Origin of the sequence: Lysinibacillus sp. FSL L8-0312 (genome assembly GCF_038003285.1) — a bacterium.
GTDB classification, from domain to species: Bacteria; Bacillota; Bacilli; order Bacillales_A; family Planococcaceae; genus Lysinibacillus; species Lysinibacillus fusiformis_D.
Genome location: NZ_JBBOOV010000001.1, coordinates 1,749,315 through 1,764,591 on the forward strand (window position 1 = coordinate 1,749,315; position 15,277 = coordinate 1,764,591).

Annotated in this window: 16 protein-coding genes, 1 other RNA gene and 1 pseudogene; 2 read left to right on the plus strand and 16 right to left on the minus strand. The window is 38.1% G+C overall.

The annotated features are described in order from the left end of the window. Positions 1 to 48: 48 nt before the first annotated feature. Together MHI22_RS08925 and cymR are read right to left on the minus strand one after the other, a co-directional pair. Positions 49 to 1,197, minus strand: a complete 1,149-nt coding sequence (locus MHI22_RS08925; RefSeq protein ID WP_036124356.1) for a cysteine desulfurase family protein — start codon at positions 1,195 to 1,197, stop codon at positions 49 to 51. Between the two features lie 402 nt (positions 1,198 to 1,599). Further along, on the minus strand, positions 1,600 to 2,019 hold the full coding sequence (gene cymR, locus MHI22_RS08930; protein WP_008181126.1) for a cysteine metabolism transcriptional regulator CymR: 420 nt from the start codon (positions 2,017 to 2,019) through the stop codon (positions 1,600 to 1,602). A 204-nt stretch (positions 2,020 to 2,223) separates the two neighbouring features. Between cymR and MHI22_RS08935 the strand changes: the two genes are divergently transcribed. Beyond that, a complete protein-coding gene (locus tag MHI22_RS08935) occupies positions 2,224 to 3,504 on the plus strand; it encodes a replication-associated recombination protein A (protein WP_058844057.1) in 1,281 nt (426 codons plus the stop codon). Positions 3,505 to 3,587: 83 nt separating this feature from the next. Here MHI22_RS08935 and MHI22_RS08940 read toward each other — a convergent pair whose 3' ends face one another. The 4 genes from MHI22_RS08940 to MHI22_RS08955 all read right to left on the minus strand — a co-directional run bounded on the left by MHI22_RS08940 (position 3,588) and on the right by MHI22_RS08955 (position 6,582). Then, positions 3,588 to 4,304, minus strand: a complete 717-nt coding sequence (locus MHI22_RS08940; protein WP_058844056.1) for a hypothetical protein — start codon at positions 4,302 to 4,304, stop codon at positions 3,588 to 3,590. A gap of 271 nt (positions 4,305 to 4,575) precedes the next feature. Further along, positions 4,576 to 5,094, minus strand: a complete 519-nt coding sequence (locus MHI22_RS08945) for a hypothetical protein (protein WP_036124364.1) — start codon at positions 5,092 to 5,094, stop codon at positions 4,576 to 4,578. A 210-nt stretch (positions 5,095 to 5,304) separates the two neighbouring features. Then, on the minus strand, positions 5,305 to 5,691 hold the full coding sequence (locus MHI22_RS08950; protein ID WP_036124366.1) for a hypothetical protein: 387 nt from the start codon (positions 5,689 to 5,691) through the stop codon (positions 5,305 to 5,307). A gap of 129 nt (positions 5,692 to 5,820) precedes the next feature. Next, positions 5,821 to 6,582, minus strand: coding sequence for a tRNA threonylcarbamoyladenosine dehydratase (locus MHI22_RS08955; protein ID WP_036124368.1), 762 nt, complete (start codon positions 6,580 to 6,582; stop codon positions 5,821 to 5,823). Between the two features lie 369 nt (positions 6,583 to 6,951). On the opposite strand from MHI22_RS08955, the pseudogene MHI22_RS23410 reads away from it, so the two are divergent. Continuing rightward, positions 6,952 to 7,107: pseudogene (locus MHI22_RS23410) on the plus strand (IS5/IS1182 family transposase); the annotation flags it as partial. A 113-nt stretch (positions 7,108 to 7,220) separates the two neighbouring features. Here MHI22_RS23410 and MHI22_RS08960 read toward each other — a convergent pair. The 10 genes from MHI22_RS08960 to ssrS all read right to left on the minus strand — a co-directional run bounded on the left by MHI22_RS08960 (position 7,221) and on the right by ssrS (position 15,162). Further along, positions 7,221 to 8,303: a DUF871 domain-containing protein gene (locus MHI22_RS08960; protein ID WP_036124370.1), complete on the minus strand. Its 1,083-nt coding sequence runs from the start codon at positions 8,301 to 8,303 to the stop codon at positions 7,221 to 7,223. A gap of 24 nt (positions 8,304 to 8,327) precedes the next feature. After that, positions 8,328 to 9,653, minus strand: a complete 1,326-nt coding sequence (locus tag MHI22_RS08965; RefSeq protein ID WP_036124372.1) for a PTS sugar transporter subunit IIC — start codon at positions 9,651 to 9,653, stop codon at positions 8,328 to 8,330. 46 nt (positions 9,654 to 9,699) lie between these two features. Then, positions 9,700 to 10,020, minus strand: coding sequence for a PTS lactose/cellobiose transporter subunit IIA (locus MHI22_RS08970; RefSeq protein WP_036124376.1), 321 nt, complete (start codon positions 10,018 to 10,020; stop codon positions 9,700 to 9,702). Between the two features lie 17 nt (positions 10,021 to 10,037). Further along, entirely contained in the window at positions 10,038 to 10,349 is a 312-nt protein-coding gene (locus MHI22_RS08975) for a PTS sugar transporter subunit IIB (RefSeq protein ID WP_036124378.1), read from the minus strand. A gap of 228 nt (positions 10,350 to 10,577) precedes the next feature. After that, a complete protein-coding gene (locus tag MHI22_RS08980; protein WP_340811771.1) occupies positions 10,578 to 11,753 on the minus strand; it encodes a GNAT family N-acetyltransferase in 1,176 nt (391 codons plus the stop codon). A gap of 96 nt (positions 11,754 to 11,849) precedes the next feature. After that, on the minus strand, positions 11,850 to 12,119 hold the full coding sequence (locus MHI22_RS08985; protein WP_340811772.1) for an HPr family phosphocarrier protein: 270 nt from the start codon (positions 12,117 to 12,119) through the stop codon (positions 11,850 to 11,852). A gap of 19 nt (positions 12,120 to 12,138) precedes the next feature. Further along, positions 12,139 to 12,858, minus strand: coding sequence for an SIS domain-containing protein (locus tag MHI22_RS08990; protein WP_340812709.1), 720 nt, complete (start codon positions 12,856 to 12,858; stop codon positions 12,139 to 12,141). A 4-nt stretch (positions 12,859 to 12,862) separates the two neighbouring features. Then, positions 12,863 to 13,585 carry a GntR family transcriptional regulator gene (locus MHI22_RS08995; RefSeq protein ID WP_058844065.1) on the minus strand — a complete coding sequence of 241 codons (723 nt, stop codon included), beginning with the start codon at positions 13,583 to 13,585 and terminating at the stop codon, positions 12,863 to 12,865. 26 nt (positions 13,586 to 13,611) lie between these two features. Next, complete coding sequence (nagA, locus tag MHI22_RS09000; RefSeq protein ID WP_340811775.1) at positions 13,612 to 14,772, minus strand: N-acetylglucosamine-6-phosphate deacetylase; 1,161 nt, start codon at positions 14,770 to 14,772, stop codon at positions 13,612 to 13,614. A gap of 190 nt (positions 14,773 to 14,962) precedes the next feature. After that, positions 14,963 to 15,162, minus strand: a non-coding RNA gene (gene ssrS / locus MHI22_RS09005) — 6S RNA. Positions 15,163 to 15,277 lie beyond the last annotated feature (115 nt).

The following is a 15,277-nucleotide window of genomic DNA, read 5'->3' on the forward strand; positions in this document are numbered from 1 at the left end:
CAGTTGATGCTTCAAAAGATATAGAAACATAACGTCGTATTGCGCAAATTATTTGGTAGCTAGTTTTTTCACAATTTGAGCTGTTTTTTCCGCTGCATCGCGTATATCGTTTTCCGTTAAATCTTGCCCAAAGCTAAATCGGATGGAGTTTCGTAATTCCTCTGCTCCTTGCCCAAACATCGCTACTAACACATGCGATGGATCAATCGAACCAGCGGTACATGCTGAACCACTTGATACACAAATACCTGCCATATCAAGATTCACTAGAAACGATTCTACTTCCATCCCTTTAAAGCTAATATTTAGTACATGAGGCAATGAATGCTTTTCTTCACCATTCACATGGAACGCTAGCTTTTCCTGTGTAAAAACTTCGAGCATAATTTGCTTAAAGTGATTGTATAGTGAACGCTTTTCTTCACGCAACTTATTTGCAACTTGCACAGCAGTCGCAAAACCAATAATGGCTGGAATATTTTCAGTACCTGCGCGACGTTTTTTCTCTTGTGCGCCCCCAAGAGCAAAGCTCGCTAACGGTGTTCCTGTCTTTTGGTAAAGGAATCCAACACCTTTAGGACCATTGATTTTATGTGCAGATACACTCAATAAATCCACCTGTAATTGGTTGACATCTATTTTCTCCAAGCCGTAAGCTTGAACTGCATCTGTATGGAATGTGGCATGATGCTCACGTAATAGCTCACCAATTTCAGCAATAGGCTGAATTGTACCTACTTCATTATTACCATACATAATCGTCACTAAAATAGTATCTTCGCGAAGGGCTTCTTGAACATCCTCAACCGCTACACGTCCCAATTGATCTACTGGTAAATAGGTCACCTCAAAGCCATCGCGTTCAAGTTTTTCACAAGTATGTAACACCGCATGATGCTCTACTTGTGTTGTAATGATGTGTTTCCCTTCGTTCGCACGGGCATAGACAGTGCCTAAAATGGCTGTATTATCAGCTTCCGTGCCGCCGCTTGTGAAAATAATTTCCCCTGCTTGGGCACCGATGGATTTCGCTAATAACTCACGTGCATTGTCTAAATATTTTCGTGCTTCTCGACCTGCGCCATGAATACTTGATGCGTTGCCAAAAACCTGCTGCATAGCAGTCGTCATCGCTTCTATTACTTGGCCATTCATCGGAGATGTAGCCGCATGATCGAGATAAATATATGAATTCATGTTGAAAACTCCTTTTTGATCAATTACGCCTCGACGTAATTGCCGCTGACACTTCACTTTCGCGCAGATAAACAATACGTCCATTCTTTTCAAACTAATGAGTAACAGTTAGCCTACTCTCGTCACATTCTGTGACAACGGTAACTGACCTGCATCATGCAGACCTCTCTTCAAAATCTGTGACTTTCGCCAGAGACTTTATCTTGATTCAGTGATCGTTTGAACACTCACTGAAAAAATGAGCACCGCATTCAGCTCACCCTTCATAAGTGGAGTCCTCTCCTGAATCAAGATCAGAAGCGCAAAAACCCACATCACTCATCGTAAAAATAGCCATTGCGATAAGACTATTTCACAAAATGAATGAGATTGATGCGGGCGTAGCACTTTAGCTCGAACATTTTAAATATAGAACATGTAACCTTCCGCTACATTTTCTTCTGTATATTGTGCTAGGTCTTCAATTGTCGTTGTATCTAACACATTTTTTACTGCATCGCGAATACGTAGCCATAACTCTCGTTGTGGCGCTTCCTCATTTTCAATACCCTCTACTGGTTGAATAGGCCCTTCTAGCACACTAATAACATGGGCTGCTGAAATTTCGCTAGGTGGATTCGCTAGCATATAACCACCATAAGCACCACGTACACTTTTTACTAAGCCTGAATTACGAAGCGGAGACACTAATTGCTCTAAATATGCTTCAGAAAGCTCCTTTTCCGCAGCAATTTTACGCAATGGAATCGGCCCTTCACCATAATGCTTTGCTAATTCAATCATAATCGTAAGCCCGTAACGGCCCTTTGTTGAAATTTTCATTTTATCACCCTCAATTAGTCTAGTCAAAATACTACAAACAGTATATCATAATCTCCTCTTGATGAACTCGGAAATACACCTAGAAGGATGTGATATACTAATAAATGCGATTCAAAATCGTTCAAAAATAACAATCAGCGCTTTATTTTAGCGTATAAACATGGTTGAAGCAAAAAATGACAACGACTGAAAGGGGGAACTAAATTGCATAATGAACCACTCGCTTTTCGAATGCGTCCTTTAACCCTTGATGAAATAGTTGGGCATCAGGATTTCATTGGTCCCAATACAGCCCTGTATAAAATGATTCAAAATGAACATGTACCTTCCATGTTGCTATACGGAGAACCTGGAATCGGTAAAACTTCTATTGCCAATGCCATTGCAGGAAGCTCCAAGCTCCCTTTCTTTGCACTCAATGCAACGCGAGCTGGCAAAAAAGATGTGGAGGATATTGTACAAGAAGCCAGAATCTCCGGAAAAGTACTTCTTTTTTTGGATGAAATTCATCGTTTCAATAAATTACAGCAAGATACTTTGTTACCACATGTTGAAAATGGCTCAATTGTATTAATTGGGGCCACAACAGAAAATCCTTACCATGACGTCAATCCAGCTATTCGTTCACGCTGTGGAGAAATTTACCAGCTAAAACGACTGACAAAGGAAAATTTAATTGAGTTGATTGAAAAAGCACTAGCAGATGAAAAACGAGGGTTAGGTAAATATCATTTTGTATTAACACCCACTCAAATTGAGCAAATTGCAGGAGCCGCAAACGGGGATGCGCGGAAGGCATTAACACTACTAGAATCCATTTATTATGCGAGTGATGAGGTTGATGGGCAGACGCTTGCAGCCGATCATGTTATTGAGCATCTCATTAGCCGAATCGGTGTTTATGGCGATAAAAAAGGTTCACATTTTTATAATTTACTTTCCGCCTTGCAAAAGTCTGTACGTGGCAGTGATACCAATGCTGCTTTATATTATTTAGCGCATTTACTGGAAACAGGCGATTTAGTGGCCGTCAGCAGGCGCCTGCTTGTGATGGCTTATGAAGATATTGGTCTTGCCAATCCCGATGTTGGTCCTCATATGCTGGCTGCCATCCAAGCAGCCGAACGACTAGGGTTACCTGAGGCACGTATTCCACTCGCAAGCGCCGTCATAGAAATGTGCCTTGCCTCTAAATCCAATTCTGCCATAGCTGCAATAGACGCTGCCATTACAGCAATTCATGAAGGCAAAACGGGTGATATTCCTCATCATTTACGAGATGCTCATTACGAGGGAGCGAAAGATTTAGGACATGTTGGCTATCAATATCCACATAACACACCCATTGGCACTTTTGGTGGTTGGGTAGACCAGCAATATTTACCGGATGAACTTGTAGGAACAGAATTTTATAAACCTGTTATTGCTGGAGAAGAAAAACGAATGGCAGGCATCTATGAAAAGCTCAAATCGTTCCATCAATAACAGCACAAAAGCAAAGTCACGATTTCCAGTACTGATAGTGACTTTGCTTTTTTACAAAATAACAGGATGGGCTGCTTTGATGATCATCCTGTAAAGCTCTGGTTATTTGCTGTGTATCGCTCTTTATAAAACAAATTTAATGGTTCTGCTACATGTCGAAGTAATGACAGAAGGGATTCTTTCCCATCCTCTTCATTGACCTTACTATGCAAAAAAACAATCAAATTATACGATTGATACAACACACTCGCGAATTCTTGATTGTTTTCTCTCACTTCAAAGCGAATTGCTTTTACAGCAATAGCTTGTGCAATTTTTTGTTCTCTTGTTTCATAGGATGGCTCTCTAGTTAATTCATCATCCGTCACTCTGTATAACCGCTTTAATGCACCATATACCTCTTGGTTTCCACTAAACCGATCCTTTAACCACTGCAAGACAAATTGTATAAGAATAACTGCATATATAAGGGAAAGACATGCATCACCACGCGACTTTTTTGCTAAGCGCTGGAAAGATTCTGCTTGTGTCACTAATTCAAAAAGAATTAAACGAATTGGGTACAGCATGGCATGACCACTATTAATGTATAACTTTTCTCGATCCCTATACATTGCCAACCAAATATCTTTGACCAATGAAATAGATTTTCTTGTAGAGAGCGCTAATTGACACTGTATAAGTTCCTTCTCAATCGTTGGTTGGATAAGTCGTTGAAATAAATGCTCATCTTCCTCACTAACTAGTAAAAGCGGTTTTTCCAAATTCGCCAAATCTAATTTTATACCGTTTACAATCATTGCCTAGCCCCCTTTCAATAAGTTCTTACAGTGTTGAATAAAATGATCATAGGAGAACCCATTTTTTAACTATAATTCGACAAAAAATCATAATTCCCTTTAAGTAAAATGGTCTTTTTTTACTTTCCAAATAACAAAAAAGAACCCACGAAACAAAACGAAGCAAGTAAATCCACTTTTTTCTAGTATAGAAAAACGAGAATTACTTACAAAAGTTACGTAGATTCTTGTCGTATAGGCTATTTTCTGAAAATAGCTAGTCTAATAATGTCTAGGCTGTCAGTTCTTCATCAACAAATGCTTTGAACTGTTCCAGACACTGCTTCACATCACCCTTTTGTGCAAGCACTTCATTGCGTATCGTTGTCATTTTCTCTTCATCCTCTAGCACTTCCGTTAAGAGAGCAAAGATATCTGTTAATAATAATTCATTCTCTTCCTGTTCAATTCCCGGTAAGGAATAAGCTGCTATTGTTAATAAACGCTCCACTTTTTCAGGCGTTTTTTGCAAGGCATTCGAAGAATAATAGGTCGATGCAGCTAAAAAATAACATAATTTTGCACAACAATCGATAAACAAATGCCAATACGTATTTGCGCTTGGTAATTCCCCTGATCGATGATCAACATACTCTTTATAATAAGTTGTTACTTGACTATATAAAGGATTCAACCCTCTCATAGCTTTCGGATAATTATTAGATGTATCCAAATAGTCAAATACAATGGCATTCATTTTCTCTTGAAGTTTGACAATATCTAAATGATCACGAATTACTTGAATTTCCATTTTCCCACTCTCCCATATGTCATTTGCTGTTTTAACTTCCTGGCTATTTACTAAGTAGCTCGGAGCATCCCAAACAAACTGATCGATTATCTAATGGATGATTTAAATTATATCAATAAACTATATGGAGTAGTGAGGACATGAAAAAAATAAGACAATTTCGTGAATTAATAGCATTTTATGTACATAAGACGAACTATTTTGGTAAAATTATACCCTTTGTACATAATCATCAAATAACCAGGGTTCCTTTGCGCGATCAACAATTTCAATAATGCTCCCCTGCATATATTTTTTAATGCGCTTTTGAGGTATATAAAAATAAGCATTGTTCATAATTAACCATTCACTTAATGTTACATTATTATCTGCTTGATGATTCGTTAAGATTTTCTTATGCCGCAGAACATCCGCCATTTTATAAAAACCATCGGACAATTCATAGGCAGATACATCAAAATTAAAAATGGGGCTGACTACTTGTCCAACATCAAAAATATGTATAGTTTGCTTCTCTTCATCAATCGCTAACTCTACAGTGCTAATTTCATCGAAAAGATTTAAACCTCTATATTCCATTTGATAAATTTTTTCCATCTGTATGCGCCTCCTTTTTTCAACGGTCTAATTGTAACATAGAAAAAGTAGCTACTTCTCAAAACAATGAGGCAGCTACTTCTACGAAAATAATCCATTATGTTGTTTTTTTTAAGTAATTCTCTGACATTATCCTTGTACGCGCGTAATTTTTACATCTTTTAAGATGGTATTGACTACCCAGCTCGCCGCAATTAAACCTGCTACGGACGGTACAAAGGCATTGGATGAAGGCGGCATCTTTGCCTTACGAATTGCCGCATCAGGCTTACCAACATGCTCTACGACATCAGGACGTACAACAATTGGACTTTCATCAGAAAAAACAACCGTTACACCCTTATGAATACCCTCTTTACGAAGCTTTGTACGAATTATTTTTGCTAATGGATCTGTATGTGTTTTTGATATATCCGCAATTTGGAAACGAGTAGGATCCATTTTATTTGCTGCACCCATACTCGAAATAATAGGAATATTACGTTGCAAGCATTCCTTCATTAGATGAATTTTGTACATCACTGTATCGCTTGCATCAATGACATAATCAATGCCTTGTGCGAAAAACTTTTCATAGGTTTCTTCCGTGTAAAACATGTGCATATCAATGACTTCACATGCTGGGTTAATATCTGCAATGCGCTCTTTCATGACAGCTGATTTAGATTTGCCTACAGTTGATAGATATGCCACTAGTTGTCTGTTGACATTTGTAATATCGACATTATCCTTATCAACTAAAATAATGCGACCGATTCCACTTCTTGCGCATGCCTCGGCTGCAAATGAACCAACACCACCTACACCAAGTATGGCAACCGTTGTATTTTTTAATTTTTCGAGACCCTCTGTTCCTATAGCGAGCTCGTTACGTGAAAATTGATGTAACATCCTGACACTCTCCATCTGTATATTTTATTAGTAAACCTAGTTATATACTAAGATAAAATCAAAATCTATCTTACATTTTATCATGTTATTGTTCAAGAGAAAATTATAAAGAAAAAAATGAAGATTGCCTACTGAAAACCATCCAAATAAAAGTAATTAAACAAGGATTTTAAAATAAAGTCGGAATGCTTCCTCGGCATTATTTTCTAAAGGGAAACGGTTGATTTCCACTCCAGGCTGATACTTTCCACATGCGGTGTCGAGCTGCTTTCCCCGCAGGAGTCACCGTCCTTCGCTATATTCAACATCTATATAAAGCAACTCCATCCATATATGTTGATGAAAAGTAAACTTTTAAAGTGAAAAACGATGCTGACGAAGAATAAAATCAACGAATGTAAACAATTAGAAATGTTTACGATTGATCAATTAGTACGACAAAATCATTAAGTGCGAAAATTAGAAACCACTATTAATTTTTCGTTTATTTATCCATTAGTAGCAAACCCCTATTCTGATTATGGAATGGTTTATCAACTATTGAACAAAGAAAGAAAAATGACAAAAGCCATCGAGAGTGAAGTTCTCGATGGCTACAGTCTGTGAGATTGATGACTCAATCCCTTTCTCACCTTTTTTCATTTTGTAAAGCCGAATGATGCCCATGGTTGAATATGTGCTAATAAAAATTGTTCTTCCTCAACAACGCTAGCGATAACATTGCTCGACCCGGCATTTGGGATTTCTTTTAGAACAATTTGTAGCTCTCCCTTATAACGAACATCCAAATTATTATCAATCGTGATATCGCCTCTTTTTAATGGTCGTGTATCATGCACAGGAAAATCTCCGTTTTTATATTTAACCCGAGATTGTGTGCTACGAATGACATACTCAGAGACATCCCCTCTATTAAAATGGGGCTCTTTAAAAAGAATCGTTTCCTCTAAAATACTCGTGTCTGCTGACGGGACAACCTTTATTTCAAGCTTATTGCGATTTAATTGACCTAACGCACGTATTTCCTCCTCTGAGGCATACATATTGCCAATAATACAATCATCAATGAGCCCTGTATGCCATAAATCTTTCGCTTGTACAGTGATAGGAAGATGACGATGCTCCTCTAATGTAGGTAACCCGTACTCCGTTTGCTCCCAAGGCCCAAATTGACCATGCTGCGAGGAGATCATCGCGGCAGTTCTCAAGTTGTGTGCTTTAAAGTGTTGGGATGTTTGTAAAAAGTGCTGACGAGATAGCCCAGTAAAGCGTCTTGGATAAAAATTATGACACCCGATAATGTTCTCTTTATTGGGCTGGTAAGAAACAATATTGTCTACATATTTCGTCCCGTTACTAATGTTTAATTCTATTTTTAGATTACTTGCGTCAAGTGACATCAACGCTTCTTCCTGACCAGAAAATCCCATATCTAAACGTAAGGCTGCCAAATAATAATGTTCCTTCAAATAGCCAATATCTTTAAAGGTTAAGCCTAAATCATCAAAAACAGCTGGTGCGATATCAGCCGATATGTCAAAACCAAGCTGCTGCGCAAAGGCATTAATTTGCTGTAATTTCTGACGCTCCCCCTCCTGTTTTAATGACATCAAACAGGTAAAGATCCGATCAAAGCCATTGTCATGAGCAAGTTGAACATAGCGCTTCATTTCGTCTAGTGTACTATGCTGTGGATATAGCGAAATTCCTAATCTTCTCACTTCAAACCCTCCGTTAATTGACGCTTATACTTCTACTTTTTCCCCTTGGGATTCCACAACAGATTGTTCGCTCTGTGCTGCTAAAGCAGCCTTTTGTTCATTCTGTCTTGACAAGCGATTAGCCATGGATAAAAATGGTAAATAGATACAAATAGCTACAACAATTAAGACAATACTCAGTACAGCTCCACGCCAAGATTGCGTGACTAGGAAACCATTAATAATTGGAGGCGTCGTCCATGGAACAGCAATCGTTGCTGCTGGCACCCAACCCCATTTTGTTACAAAGAAAGCAATTGTCACATTGACCATTGGTGTCAAAATAAATGGTACAAATAAAATTGGATTTAAGACAATTGGTAAACCAAATAGTAATGGTTCATTAATATTAAATAATCCGGGAGCAGCGGATAATTTACCAACCGTATTATATTGTTTGTTTTTACGAGCAATAATGAATATTGCGATAATTAAAGCAATCGTTGTACCTGAGCCACCCATATTAATAAAAGCGTCAAAGAACGGTTTGTTAATAATGTAAGGTGCTACTTTTCCAGCAGAAATGGCTGCAACGTTAGCATCAATTGCTTGTAGATTAATCGATTGCATAAACGGCTCGATAATATTTGCCCCATGAATACCAAATGTCCATAAAAATGTTGGAATGAAGGCTAAAATAAGTCCAGCTACCCATGTATTTGTTAAGCCCATAAATGGCTCTTGAATCGATGAATAAAACGTTCCAATAATATCAGGTATATCAAACCCAGCAGAAATGATCGTACGAACTAATGCTAATAAACCAATTGTTATAATTGCTGGAAGTAATGCTGCAAATGACTTTGACACAGCGGATGGCACACCTGCAGGCATTTTAATTAAAAGCTTTGGATTGCCAGATAAACGAGAAAATAGTTCTGCGGAAATTAAAGCGGTAATGAGGGCAACAAATATTCCTCCTGTACCTGTCGTTAAACCCGTTAATCCCCCTTCACCAAACGTACCAAATGTCATATAACTGGCAAGCCCTATTACCCCACCAGATAATGCATCCTTGTCATAGCTTTTTGTCAGATGATAGGCAACACAAAAGGCTAATAATAGAGAGATAATTCCAAATGTCGCTCCCCAAATATTCCCCCCAAACTGTGTCCATGTCTCATGCTTCCAAATGGCATCGAGTGCATTTTGATATAATTTAATGGGCAAATTGTTAATAAGTACAGCTAATGATCCAACAATTGTCAACGGCATGATCGTAATAAAGCCGTCACGAATAGCAACTAAATGACGCTGATTCCCAACCCTAGCAGCAACCGGTACAAATTTTTCTTCTAAAAAACGGAACATCCACATACACTCCCTTTGCTTTTTATTGTGACATCAAAATTTGATGTTACTCCCCTTTGATTCGTTCATATAACTCAATCATTTCTTGCGCTAAATCGCGAAAAGTAATAGCATTCATTAAATGATCTTGCGCATGAATTAATAACATGGAAACCTCTACTTTTTCTCCCCTTGCTTCTTGAGATAGTAACCCCGTTTGAGCATGATGTGCTTCAATTAAAGACTCATTTGCTAATTTAATTTTTTCTTTTGCTTCCTCAACTTGCCCCTTTTTTGCTAGCTGAAGAGCTTCCATACACTCACTTTTCGTATTGCCACTATGCACAATAAGACCCATAATGGACTCCATTAATGCTGCTTCTCCCATTCCCTTTAACCCCTTTTTCATCCAATTAAGTGTAGTGCTTGCTTCAGGACATTTTCACCATTCATCATGCCATAATCTGCCATATTGATGACATCGATTGGAAAGCCCCTATCCTTGAATTTTGTTTCAAATGACCCCTTTAAATAGCGAACCTGAGGACCTAATAACAGCACATCCGCTTTTTTCGTCGCTAATACTTTTTCCACCTCACCTTCAGCAATGGCATAAATATCAGCTTCAATATTTTGCTCTTGAGCAGCTTTTTGCATCTTTGATACTAATAAACTAGTACTCATGCCCGCTACACACACTAACATAATATTTTTCATTCGAAACACTCCTTTTTATGTTTTTTTGATTGTGTAATCGCTTACTTATTTTGAGAATAGCACCTATTGGTATATACCACAATACACTTTTTACATTAATTTTATATCCGTGTAATTATTTACAAAATTGGGCTATTGTTTTTTTATAGCAACATAAACGATTCTACTCAACTGGTATAGTCCAGAAAAAAATCCAAAAAAATTTAAAATTTTCAAACCATTTAGTGCTTAAAAATACTCATAAAATGCTGGCTTTTCAGTAGGCAATGCCCTTTGCCATCGTTGTAGAGTCTTTTCCACTGTCGATTGATTAGCATAGACAACAGCCTCTTTGACGGAAAGATAACCAACCATCATTGCAGAAAAAAGATTAATTGGTAGTGTTAACATATGCTTGTCAGAGACCGAATTTGTCTCAATTATGGACACTTGACCATTTTTATTTATTTGATAGACATGCTCATTCCAATGACAAAATGGATCGTCAATACGTATCGTCAATGTTTCTGTGATATCTCCCCATGGATATTGCTGCATAAAAGCTGCAACGTCTACGACTCTAACCATCACATCCTGTATGACTTCCCTTTTGAATTGCGGCTCTTTGAAATAAAAACCAAAGGGATAATGATTGCTAGTAACACCTGTAATTTGATCGACACTTGCTGCATGTGACGTAATATAACGCCATATGGCTTGCTCCGCTAAATAATTAGCTACAATAAAGTCTTGAATGACAAACGTCCCCTGCTGAATGGTATAACGAATATAGCCCTCTATTTTATCTGCTTGAAAATAGGCTGCAAAATGGCTGTCAGGGCTCCTTCTCTCAATTCTTTTCCACCAGGCATCATCTCTTACCATACCTCCATTTTGCAATATTGCCATTATATTATGAAAATCCTTTATTTCCTTGAACAGCTCAGGCTCAACCCATTCAAAGCTCATCCGTTTGACGATATCCAGTTGTTTCCCAAACGACGGAAATTGTGCTTGTGGGATCGTGTAATGAAGCTTCTCAAAAAATAATTCCCAACCAAAATGTCGATAGAAGGACACAGAAAAAGGCGCTAAAACTGAAATGGTTTGCCCATTATCACGCATTTTTTGTAGGGCTTCTATCATGAGCCTTTTAATAACCCCTTGTTGTCGGTACTCAGGATATGTTGCAACAAAGCCGATTCCGCCCATTTTATAAGGAACACCATGAACCGTCATGTTGAGTGGCAATATTAAAAGTTGACCGACAATCTTTTTATGATCATAAGCTCCTAATGTCGTACTCTGCTCTATCCAATAATGAAAGTCCTCTCGTCGAGCCCCTGTGTATTTATTCGGAAAACAATAATCTCTTAATTGATGAATCTGCCTATAATCATTAGGCGAGACGATGTGGATATCCATATAATCACCCCTATTTTAATTCTGAAAATTCAGTTATTTATAAAAGATTCTTCTGCAGTGAGATGAAAACAATCACTGCAAGAATCTTTTGTCCTCTTAACATTCTTCTCCTATTTCTTTTGACACCATGATTTCTGTTACGGTTTGAAATAATTTTTCAATATCTGGACCAGCCGCTGAAATTTCTACTATACTACCAGGTGTTACACCCAATGACATAACGCCCATAATGGACTTTAGATTAACAGATTTTCCCTTGTACGTTAATTGAATATCACTTTCGAATGGAGTTACTGCAGTTACTAGTAGTGCAGCAGGTCTGGCATGAATGCCCTCAGGTGAAGTAATTTTATACGTTTTTTTCATTTACGATGTCTCCCCTTTTTCATGTAAAATCTATACGATGTTGATAGTTGGCCATCATTGTTTCATTATGCGACCAATCCGAGTCAACATTATTGCTGACAAAAATAGGTAACTCCTTTGTCGTCTTTGCTATTATTTCGATGACTTCGCTGAACAAGGCGTTTAATAATAAGGAACCAATGACAGTAGAAGCTGGCGCATACTGCATTTCATGTAGATGCAAAACACCATCTCCAATAGGGATATGTGTATTGATCACAAAATCTACCACGTCTTCAAGCCTGTGCCCACTGTGATGACGTGCAACCTGCTCTCTATAGAGGAGCGATTGTAGAGATAACACGTATACCCCTGACTCCTTTGCCAACAAAGCAGCATCTATAGGGACCGCATTTCTCCCTGAAGTTGAAATGACAATGCAAACGTCATTTTCACGAAAATCAAACTGTTCCTTATGTTGTTCAATAATAGTGGGATCCTTCTCATTGATTGAGGAAGCTAATGCTCCAGCATGTAATGCCAAAGATTCTATAAAAATCGGACGAACAGGTACTAAACCACCAGCTCGATAAAAAGCCTCCTGCGCTAATAGCTGAGAATGGCCGCAGCCAAATAATTGGATGATTCCACCTCTTTGAAGACGTTGAACAATGATTTGTGCTGCTTCCTTTAAATGAACAGTCTCCTGCTCCTTCACAATCTGGATGAGCTTTTCGATTTCAGAAAAATATGCATGCATATAATCACCTTTTAATTTCACTTATAAATTTATAGCGATCAGCTCGATACGTACTGCGTACAAGCTCAAATGGTTTACCGTCCGATAAATAACTCGTACGTTTGATAATTAAAACAGGTGCTGTTTGATTTATCTGTAGAAATTTACTATCTTCTTTTGAGACAATGGCTGCCTCCATTTGCTGTACGGCATTCCCAATCTTTTGATGGAACTTTGCTTCGATTAAAGCATAAAGCGAGCCCATTATCTGCTTTTCATCCAACTCTGGATAGATTTTGACTGGGATATACGTTCTTTCAATCGCCATTGGCTGAGAATCGGCATTTCTAATTCGCACCACAAAGAATACCTCTTCTCCAGGCTCAATCATTAAATCTCTTGCAATATCCACTGGTGGTATGATTTTTTCAAATCGTAACACCTTACTGCTTGGTTCCATTCCTCTAGCGCGCATATCTTCCGTAAAGCTTGTTAAGCCCTTTAATGGCTGCTCCAATTTGGGATTAGCAACATAGGTACCTCTCCCTTTTTCTCGATATAACAGACCGCTGTTTACGAGATTGGTAATGGATTGACGCACAGTCATTCTACTAACATTAAATTGTGCAGAAAGTTCACGTTCTGAAGGTATCGTTTCACCAATTCTGTATTCTTCTAAATAAATTCTTTGTTTAATAATCTCTTCTATTTGTATATAAATAGGTATATGAGAATTTTTCTCTAACAAATCTTGCACCTTCCTTATCGCCTCTTTTATGATTTCTCAAATACAACTTTACCTCGACAAATCGTTTTTTGCACATTTAATTGTTGATCTAGCAAGACAAAATCTGCATCAAAGCCTTCTTCAATTCGACCTTTCATGGGAAGCTGCAATTGTTCAGCGGCATTCGTAGAAGACATGGCGACTATTTCTTGTAAGGAACAATTCGTAATGGCCTTCATATTTTTAACCGCCTGTTCCATTGTTAACACACTGCCAGCTAATGCTCCGTTCGCTAAATGGGCTCCTTTTTCACTTACATACACCGTTTGCCCACCTAAATCATATTCACCATACTGCAAGCCTTTCGCTCGCATGGCGTCCGTAATAAGAATGATCCCCTTGGCACCTTTTGTCCGATAGGCTAGCTTGACTGCTTGAGGATGACTATGCACACAATCAACAATTAATTCCACTTTGATGTTATCTTCTAATAATACCCCACCAACGACACCTGGATCACGATGATGAAATGGTCGCATTTGATTATATAAATGAGTGGCTTGACTTATACCTAATGTTACTGCTTGATGGACTTCCTCTATTGTAGCATCTGAGTGACCAATAGACGGAATCACATTAAAGTTCTTTAATGCTTCAAGAAATGTGAATCCACCTTCTATTTCTGGTGCGACGGTAATTTGTTTGATACGATAACAGCTCATTTTTTGCCAATTAGCAAATTGTTCAATCGTAGGACTAATCATGTATTCTTCTGGCTGTGCACCTGCACGTATTTTCGAAACAAATGGACCTTCAACATGAATGCCCAGTAAAACGGCTTCTCCCTCTTGCTGTTCAAATTGCGCCACATTGACTAAAGCGCTTTCAATTTTGGCTATAGTTTGTGTCATAGTTGTAGCAAGGAAACCTGTAACGCCTTCTTGCACTAAGGACTGTGCTATTTCATGCAAAGCTAATGGACTAGCATCCATCGTATCATGCCCAGCTGATCCATGAATGTGCATATCAATATAGCCAGGGAGCAGTAGCCAATCATGATTTTGCCCATCAATACGTTGCATTGCCTTTCTTGACAAACACTGCCCTATTTGAATGATCTTACCATCTTCTATATAGACGTCACCTTTAAACGGCTGATCATCAGGATTAATAATCCTCACATTCGAGATTAATAATGTGTCCTTCAAACTTATCACCTCCAACCTTTTTATGAACGCTCTCCAAAAGGTATAGTTGTCTATACCAATTATATGCTCGTTCATCTAAAATAAAAAGTTATTTTTTCATATTTTCAAAATTTTTCTATAAATCTTTCTTTTAAAAATTGGCAACAAAAAAGGAGCTACTCTCAAGCTCCTTTTTAATCCTATGTATAGGACGAATCCCAATTGTGCCGTAATGCCAAGAAACATTCGTTTTGAACCCGCAATTTGCAGGGGGGTGCCCGCTTTGCAGCTTTAAACGTCCCGCTCCGCTAGGGGCATGTTTGCGACTACAAAATGAAGGCTCCCGATTCGATAGTGTTCGGTCAAAACTGTGAAGTAGATTTAGCAGTTAGACAAACACATCAGGATTCGTATTACAGTTATCATAACACCACTTTTCTGATAATTCAAACGATTTTCTCTCATAATCTATATTTTCCTGAAAAAACACAAAAAAATACCTAGATTCTCAACAATATTTGCTAGG

Bases quoted from the DNA above. Each gene is read 5' to 3' on its own strand.
- MHI22_RS08955 (WP_036124368.1), bottom strand. From the start codon at position 6,582: ATGTTACATCAATTTTCACGTAACGAGCTCGCTATAGGAACAGAGGGT.
- MHI22_RS08985 (WP_340811772.1), bottom strand. From the start codon at position 12,119: ATGAAAAAAACGTATAAAATTACTTCACCTGAGGGCATTCATGCCAGA.
- MHI22_RS08940 (WP_058844056.1), bottom strand. From the start codon at position 4,304: ATGATTGTAAACGGTATAAAATTAGATTTGGCGAATTTGGAAAAACCG.
- MHI22_RS08990 (WP_340812709.1), bottom strand. From the start codon at position 12,858: ATGCATGCATATTTTTCTGAAATCGAAAAGCTCATCCAGATTGTGAAG.
- MHI22_RS08975 (WP_036124378.1), bottom strand. From the start codon at position 10,349: ATGAAAAATATTATGTTAGTGTGTGTAGCGGGCATGAGTACTAGTTTA.
- MHI22_RS08925 (WP_036124356.1), bottom strand. From the start codon at position 1,197: ATGAATTCATATATTTATCTCGATCATGCGGCTACATCTCCGATGAAT.
- MHI22_RS08965 (WP_036124372.1), bottom strand. From the start codon at position 9,653: ATGTTCCGTTTTTTAGAAGAAAAATTTGTACCGGTTGCTGCTAGGGTT.
- MHI22_RS08950 (WP_036124366.1), bottom strand. From the start codon at position 5,691: ATGGAAAAAATTTATCAAATGGAATATAGAGGTTTAAATCTTTTCGAT.
- MHI22_RS08980 (WP_340811771.1), bottom strand. From the start codon at position 11,753: ATGGATATCCACATCGTCTCGCCTAATGATTATAGGCAGATTCATCAA.
- cymR (WP_008181126.1), bottom strand. From the start codon at position 2,019: ATGAAAATTTCAACAAAGGGCCGTTACGGGCTTACGATTATGATTGAA.
- MHI22_RS08970 (WP_036124376.1), bottom strand. From the start codon at position 10,020: ATGGGAGAAGCAGCATTAATGGAGTCCATTATGGGTCTTATTGTGCAT.
- MHI22_RS08945 (WP_036124364.1), bottom strand. From the start codon at position 5,094: ATGGAAATTCAAGTAATTCGTGATCATTTAGATATTGTCAAACTTCAA.